Origin of the sequence: Streptomyces sp. NPDC091376, from assembly GCF_044757085.1 — a bacterium.
GTDB classification, from domain to species: domain Bacteria; phylum Actinomycetota; class Actinomycetes; order Streptomycetales; family Streptomycetaceae; genus Streptomyces; species Streptomyces pratisoli.
Genome location: NZ_JBIVUF010000047.1, coordinates 1 through 7197 on the forward strand (window position 1 = coordinate 1; position 7197 = coordinate 7197).

A 7197-nucleotide genomic window follows, 5' to 3' on the forward strand; every position below is an offset into this window, starting at 1 on the left:
AGTACATCGAGGTCTTCCACAACCCACAGCGGCGCCACTCAGCACTGGGCTACCGCACCCCGATCGAGTACGAACTACTCTCCGAACAAGACACCATCCCCGCCGCCAGTTAGCCACCGCAGCTGGAACCCAAACCGTGGGGCACGTCAACCCGTCACCCAAACCTGCACCAGACCCGTCCCGTGACGCGACGCTCCGACACGATCAACCTGCGTGCTTCAACCCCCACCACAGACAGACCAACGACCCAGCTCAGCCGTCGTCACCCCCAATCACGCACGAGGTCGTAAGCCTTCGACGGACGCCTCACCCACAACCGAATCTGACCAAGCCAACCAACCAGTTACGCCGTGATCTTTACAGATCCCCGTGTGGTGAGTTGCAGCCGACTTACGAGCTGTGGTTCCGTGCGGAGGCCGGAGTGTCTGCGGTCACTTGGGCGTACGCCAGGTACTTTGCAGTAGGTGGGAGTTTACGTGTAGATGTATGCCGCTCAGCGGATTAGGCGTCTTCCATCTCCCGTCTGCAATCGAAGATGGTCGCAAAGGATAGCTCAGCAAGGGAGTTTCCGTGGATACAGCAGGAGTCGACGACGAGTCCGTGAGCCGGCGTTCCGTTCTGTGGACCACGGCGGGTGTTGCAGGATCGGGACTAGGGCTCGGCGCCCTCGGCAGCGGCAGTGCTGCCTCTGCTGGAGAAACGGTGGCTCCGGCTATGGAGACCAGCCATGCGGCGTCCATTGGGTATGACAGCACCATGGCGGGAGTTCCCTTCGAGCGGCGCAGCACCGTGCGGGTCGGAGTCATCGGGCTCGGCAACCGCGGCGGCTCCCTAGTCGAGCTCTTCCTGCGGTTCCCCGGTGTGCAGGTAACCGCGGTGTGCGACGTGGTGCGGACGAAGGCCGAGGCGGCTGCTGCCAAGGTAATAAAGGCCGGTCAGCCTGCCCCCGCGATCTATACCAAGAACGAGGATGACTACGAGAATCTGTGCGGTCGCGGCGATGTTGACTTTGTCTATGTTGCGACGCCTTGGGACGTGCACTTCGTCATGGCAGCGGCGGCGATGCTGGGCGGCAAACACGTTGGCGTGGAATGTCCCCTCGCGATGCGTCTCGAAGAGCTGTGGACGCTGGTCAATCTATCCGAGCGCACCAGACGCCACTGCATGCAGTTGGAGAACTGCTGCTATGGCCGCAACGAGATGCGCGTGCTGCGCATGGCGCACGCGGGCGTCTTCGGAGAGCTGCTGCACGGAGCGGGCGCCTACATTCACGATCACCGGGGCCAGATGTTCTCGCCGACGTTTTTCGAGGGGCCCTGGCGGCGGCTCTGGCACACGCGGCTACGCGGCGATCTCTACCCGAACCACGGCTTCGGGCCGGTCGCCAACTACATGGACATCAACCGCGGCGACCGGGCGGTCAGCATCAGTAGTCTCGGCACACCTGCGCTCGGACTAGCTGAATATCGCGAGGCCCACATTCCGCCTGGCGACCCAAGCTGGAAAGAGACATATGTCACTAGTGATCGCACCATCAGCATCGTACGGACGGCCAAGGGACGAGTAATCCGTCTCGAGCACGGTGTGACGACGCCCGCCCCCTACAGTCGCATCAACAGCCTCGGCGGAACCACGGGCGTGTTTGAGGACTTTCCAGCCCGCATCCATCTGGATACAGACCACTCGGACGACGAGTGGGGCGACTTCGGCGCCTATGCCGACTGGGACCACTGGCTGTGGAAAGATCATCCCCACCCGCCCGGTGCCCACGGCGGCATGGACTACATCATGATGTTCCGACTGATGCAGTGCATGCACCTGGGCCTCGTCCCCGACTTCGACGTATACGACGCAGCCACGTGGACAGCGCCCGTGCCGCTAAGCCATCTGTCGGTGAAGGCGAACGGCGCACCGCAGCAGATTCCAGACTTCACCCGGGGTGAGTGGCGCAGGGCTAGGCCAGGGATGGATTCACTCAAGCCAGAATAGAAGTACCGGCAGGGGCGGTGGACTTGGGGATGCCGAACACGGTGGCAGTGCCCGCCAGGCGCAACCGGACACCAGCACATAGATGATCGCCGCGAACAGCGGCTCATCAAGCGCGTCCTGCGTCCCGCCGCACTGCGGCCGCACTTTCGACGGAGGGATCAGCGGCTTCGTGATCTCCCACAGCCCGTCCCGAACAATCCAACTCCACGTGCCCCGCCCCATATCGAGGTCCACGACGCCTCACCACATAGGACACGGCTTAGTCTTCTGAGTCAGGAATTCTGTTCAGATATGAGGGGAGGCGTTCGAGGATCTCGTCGGCGGTCTTGGTCCAGACATAGGGCTGCGGATCGCTGTTCCAGGCTGCGATCCAGGTGCGGATGTCCTTCTCCAGGGCTTGGACGGATCTGTGGACTCCTCGCCGTATCTGCTTGTTGGTGAGTTCGGCGAACCATCGCTCGACGAGGTTCAGCCAGGACGAACCGGTCGGTGTGAAGTGCAGGTGGAACCGGGGATGGGCCAGCAGCCACTTCTTGATGGCGGGGGTCTTGTGGGTGGCGTAGTTGTCGCAGATCAGGTGGACGTCCAGGCCGGCGGGTACTTCCTGTCGGGCTTGATCAGGAACTTCTTGAACTCCTCGGCGCGGTGTCGGCGGTGCAGGGAGCCGATCACTTTGCCGGTGGCGACCTCCAGTGCCGCGAACAGTGTGGTGGTCCCGGCGCGAAGGTAGTCGTGGGTGGTCCGCTCGGGAACTCCGGGCATCATCGGCAACACGGGCTGGGACCTGTCCAGGGCCTGGATCTGCGACTTCTCATCCACGCAGAACACCAGCGCCCGCTCCGGCGGGTCGAGATACAACCCAACGACGTCGTGGACCTTGCCGACGAAGTACGGATCGGTCGAAAGCTTGAAGGTCTCCGACCGGTGCGGCTGCGACCCAAAGGCCCGCCAGATCCGTGACACCGACGACTGCGACAGGCCCATCTCCTTCGCCATCGACCGTGTCGACCAGTGTGTCGCGTTCTTCGGCGTGGACTCCAGTGTTTTCGTAACCACCGCGGCGACCTGCTCGTCCGTCACCGTCCTGGGTCCGCCCGGACGCGGCATGTCACCCAGCCCGGCGATCCGGTACAGCACAAACCGGGACCGCCAACGGCCCACCGCATGAGGCGTGGAACCCAGCCGGGCCGCCACATCCTTGTTCGAGGCACCCTCGGCACACGCCAGGACGATCCGACACCACAACGCCCACGCCTGCGACGGGGAACCACGCCGCACCCACCCCTCCAGTGCAGCCCGTTCCTCATCCGAGGACTCTCAACTCGGCTTACGGCCGACCCGCCCGCGCCATGAAACAAGCCTACATATCCGAACAGAACTCCCGACTCAGAGCTGAAGCTTCCCCTTGATCGTGGACACCTGGAGACTGGGATCTTGAGGTTCCAGAGGAAGTAGCACCAGGTGGGAAGCAAGTACACGAAGCGGTACACCGAGCAGTTCAAGCGGGACGCGATCGCGCTCGTCGATTCCTCGGGCAAGACGGTCACTGCGGTGGCCCGGGAACTCGGCATCAGCTCGAAGTCCCTGCGCGGCTGGTACCGGAAGGCGAAAGCGGACCACGGCGAGGGGACAGGCGGTGAGCTGAGCAGTGCCGAGCGCGAGGAGCTCAAGCGGCTGCGGCGGGAGAACCGCGAACAGCAGCAGACGATCGAGATCCTGAAAAAGGCGACAGCCTTCTTCGTGAAGGAGAACGACCGGTGAGCGAGCTGTACCGGTTCATCCACGCGGAGAAGGCGAACTACGCGGTCGTTCTGCTGTGCCGGGTGCTGAAGGTCGCCCGCTCGTCGTACTACGCGTGGTGTGATGGCGAGGCGGTCCGCCGCGCTCGGGAGGCCGCCGACGACACGCTCGGGCACGAGATCACGGTGCTGCACATCGCCTCCCGCCACACCTACGGTGTCCCGCGCCTACACGCCGAACTGCGACGCCTGGGCCGACGGGTGAACCGCAAACGCGTCGCCCGCGTGATCCGCGAGCGCGACATACGCGGCGTCACACGGCGCAAGCGCCGCTCGCTGACCCGGCCGGATGCGAAGGCGAAGCCGGCCCCGGGTCTGATGCAGGTTCGGGTGACAGGTTCGTTACACGGCCTGGAGGGCCGGCGTGGTCATGACGGTCTCGAATTCGATGGGGGTCAGCCGGCCGAGTGAGGCTTGTCTGCGGCGCCGGTGGTAGGTCCGCTCGATCCAGGTCACGATCGCGATCCGGAGTTCTTCGCGGTTGGCCCAGACACGGCGGTCGAGGACGTTCTTCTGCAGCAGGCTGAAGAAGGACTCCATGGCCGCGTTGTCGCCGGCAGCTCCGACCCTCCCTATCGATCCGGCCATCCGGTGGCGGTCGAGCGCCCGGACGAACTTCCGGGCGCGGAACTGCGATCCGCGATAGCTGTGCAGAATGCACCCGCCGACGTCTCCACGCCGGGCCACGGCGTTGTCCAGGGCGGCCACGGCCAGGCGGGACTTCATCCGCTCGTCGATGGAGTAGCCCACGATCCTGTTGCTGAAGGCGTCCTTGATCGCGCAGAGATAGAGCTTGCCCTCGCCGGTGGCGTGTTCGGTGATGTCGGCGAGCCACAGTCGGTTCGGCCCGTCCGCGGTGAAGTTGCGGCGGACCAGGTCGTCGTGCACGGGCGGGCCGGCCTTCTTGCCCTTGCCGCGCTTCTTGCCGAACACGCTCCACCAGCGGTTGTCCCGGCAGATCCGCCACGCGGTCCGGTCCGCCATCCGGGCCCCGGCGCCGCGCGCTTCGTCGGCCAGGAAGCGGTAGCCGAATTCCGGGTCGTCGCGGTGGGCGTCGAAGAGCGCTTTCGCGCGATACGCCTCCTCCAGCACGGCGTCGGTCACCGGCTTGTCGAGCCAGCGGTAGTAAGGCTGTCTGGCGAGCTTCAGGACCCGGCACGTGACCGTGACGGGCGTCCCGTCCGCGGCCAGCTCTTTCACGAGCGGGTAGATCCTTTTCCCGGCAGATGGGCCTGCGACAGACAGGCCGCGGCCCGGCGCAGGACCTCGTTCTCCTGCTCCAGCAGCTTGATCCGCCGCCGAGCTTCCCGCAGCTCCGCGCTCTCCTGCCTGGTCACTCCGGGCTTGGTCCCGTCGTCGATGTCCGCCCGGCGCATCCATTTCCACAACGTCATCGGGTGGACCCCGAAGTCGGTGGCAACCTGCTCCACCGTCACACCCGGGCCACGCTTCCTCGCGACCCGCACGACGTCCTGGCGGAACTCTTCGGGATAGGGCTTGGGCACAGCGACATCCTTTCCACCCGCCCTACAGGGCAAGCCAGTTCAGACGTCACCCGATCGTGCGGCAGACCCCAACTATGCGAACTGCGTTGGTGCTTTGGTCTGGCGCACGGGAAGTAGGTAGCTATTGCTCTGCAACTGACCTCCTGCCCACGCGAGAGTGTGAGCCATCGACTCTGTCGGCTCGTAGATAACTCGTTTGATAAGCGTGCGAGTTGACCAATCGTTAGGAGTATTTCAGAAGTGCTACGTTGTTCCTCTGCCGTTGCTGTAATGGTTGCCGTCGGAGCATGTTCTGTGCTGGGGGTGTCGACCGCCAGGGCCGAGGTCATCACTCCGCCGGATTCCGTTGCACATAAGGTGGGTTATCTGGCTGTGGACTTCAATCATGATCGCGGCGATGCTTCGATCGGCCGCCATGACCGTTGCAGCGCCACAGTGGTGGCACGGGACGTCATTGTCACGGCAGCGCATTGCGTTCAGGATGAACGCGGGCATCAGGTCGCAGACGATGCGGTGTTCTTCGCTCCTGGCTGGAGTTCCGAGAGGGAGAACCCACCCTTTGACGCTCATTGGCGGTCGTCAGAGGTTCTCGTACACCCCAAGTACAGCCCTGACTCGGATTCAGACTGGGCGCACACCGCGTACGACGTGGCTTACATCGTGCTGGAGCCCCGCGGTGATCAATCGATTGGAGACGTCGCCGGCTGGGTTCCCATGAGTCCAGGCGCGGAAGATGACTCCATTAGGATCATGGGCTACCCGAAGTATGCGCCCGAGGTTGAGGAAGCTGAGGAAGATGAGGCCGATAGCTACTACCGACCGGAAACATGTGAAGAGACGCTCGCCGGTGTGCTGCGCAATGAGAGCGATCCGGAAGGGGGAATCCTTCAGGCGCGGAACGTGTGCAGCAACCTCGGAGGCGGCGCCTCGGGAGGTCCGATCTTCATTGAAAGCGCCAACGAGTGGCGGCTGGTAGGCGTCAATCACGGTACATACAGCACGAACGGAGTAAATGGAACGGCCGGTGCTGCTCTCGACGCCACTTCGCTCGAACTGTTCGAGCAGGCCATGGATATCGGGGACGAGGGCTGACGCGCTGCACATCTGTGAACATCCGTCCCCGCAATAGGAACTGAGTGGAGCACAGGTTCCACCGGGGGAGGAGCATGGGGCACGAGCGCTGTGCCAGGTGCGGGATGTGATCAAATGGCGGCTACCTTCTGTCGTGATATCACCACGGAAGGTGGCCGCCGCACCTGTTGGCTCCGGAGCAGTTGGTCGGCTGTTAGCCGGCTTCCTGATCCGTGAGCAGGGGTGTGAGTAGCGCTTGGTGACAGGGACAGGGGAACCGGTTGGGGACGGCCGGGAGGCGGGTCCGGGTGATCTCGCCCTCGGGGGCGCCGACGGGAGCCTGACTGGTCCCGGTATAGACGCCTGACGTCAGGAAGCGTGTGCCAGGGTTGGGACATCAGTAGCTGCTGTGAATGGTTGTGTGCCAGAGCACGGCCCTTGTGCAGGTCGTGGCGGACGAGGCCGACTGACCACTGCGGCCGCATGAGGTCCAATGGCGTATCCAACAGGTACCAACTCCCCGCAGAGCATGGTGCTGTACGCAGCGACGTTCGCCAGCAACCTATGCAGGTAGGGAGAACGAGGCTGCCGCGTTGAGGTTCACCGAACCGTGTCGTCTCGAAAGGTTTCATCACAACTCGCACTAGACTTGCTCACACCCAGAGCACGCCCGCGAATCTGGTGACGTCCCGACTCAGGGTGGGCTCTCATCTTGCACAACGGATGAGCAATTTATACCTTAGGCCGTGTCCTATGTGGTGAGGCGGACGAGTCGCTTGTAGCAGCACAGAGCGGCGGCGAGGCCGAGAAAGGCCAGGTAGTTGCGGGGATGG

5 protein-coding genes and 2 pseudogenes are annotated in these 7197 nt (G+C 63.7%); 4 read left to right on the plus strand and 3 right to left on the minus strand.

Going from position 1 to position 7197, the window contains the following annotated elements; genetic code table 11:
- Positions 1–570: 570 nt before the first annotated feature.
- Positions 571–1989, plus strand: a complete 1419-nt coding sequence (locus tag ACIQMR_RS37860; RefSeq protein ID WP_401397608.1) for a Gfo/Idh/MocA family protein — start codon at positions 571–573, stop codon at positions 1987–1989.
- Positions 1990–2002: 13 nt separating this feature from the next.
- Here ACIQMR_RS37860 and ACIQMR_RS37865 read toward each other — a convergent pair.
- Both ACIQMR_RS37865 and ACIQMR_RS37870 read right to left on the minus strand, forming a co-directional pair.
- Positions 2003–2211 (minus strand): annotated as a pseudogene (locus tag ACIQMR_RS37865) (transposase); the annotation flags it as partial.
- A gap of 37 nt (positions 2212–2248) precedes the next feature.
- Positions 2249–3279 (minus strand): annotated as a pseudogene (locus ACIQMR_RS37870) (IS630 family transposase).
- A 171-nt stretch (positions 3280–3450) separates the two neighbouring features.
- Here ACIQMR_RS37870 and ACIQMR_RS37875 point away from each other — a divergent pair.
- Complete coding sequence (locus tag ACIQMR_RS37875; RefSeq protein ID WP_401397610.1) at positions 3451–3750, plus strand: transposase; 300 nt, start codon at positions 3451–3453, stop codon at positions 3748–3750.
- Positions 3747–4199 (plus strand): IS3 family transposase, encoded by a 453-nt coding sequence (locus ACIQMR_RS37880; protein ID WP_401397613.1) that lies wholly within the window; start codon positions 3747–3749, stop codon positions 4197–4199. The genes ACIQMR_RS37875 and ACIQMR_RS37880 overlap by 4 nt, the downstream gene beginning before the upstream one ends.
- On the opposite strand, the gene ACIQMR_RS37885 is transcribed toward ACIQMR_RS37880, so the two are convergent.
- Positions 4131–5293 (minus strand): IS3 family transposase gene (locus ACIQMR_RS37885; protein ID WP_401397615.1). Its coding sequence is split into 2 segments (ribosomal slippage): positions 4131–5006 and positions 5009–5293, totalling 1161 coding nucleotides; the frame shifts between segments, so codons are not numbered across the junction. The genes ACIQMR_RS37880 and ACIQMR_RS37885 overlap by 69 nt on opposite strands.
- 303 nt (positions 5294–5596) lie before the next feature.
- Here ACIQMR_RS37885 and ACIQMR_RS37890 point away from each other — a divergent pair.
- On the plus strand, positions 5597–6385 hold the full coding sequence (locus ACIQMR_RS37890; protein ID WP_401397618.1) for a trypsin-like serine peptidase: 789 nt from the start codon (positions 5597–5599) through the stop codon (positions 6383–6385).
- The last annotated feature ends 812 nt before the right edge of the window (positions 6386–7197 follow it).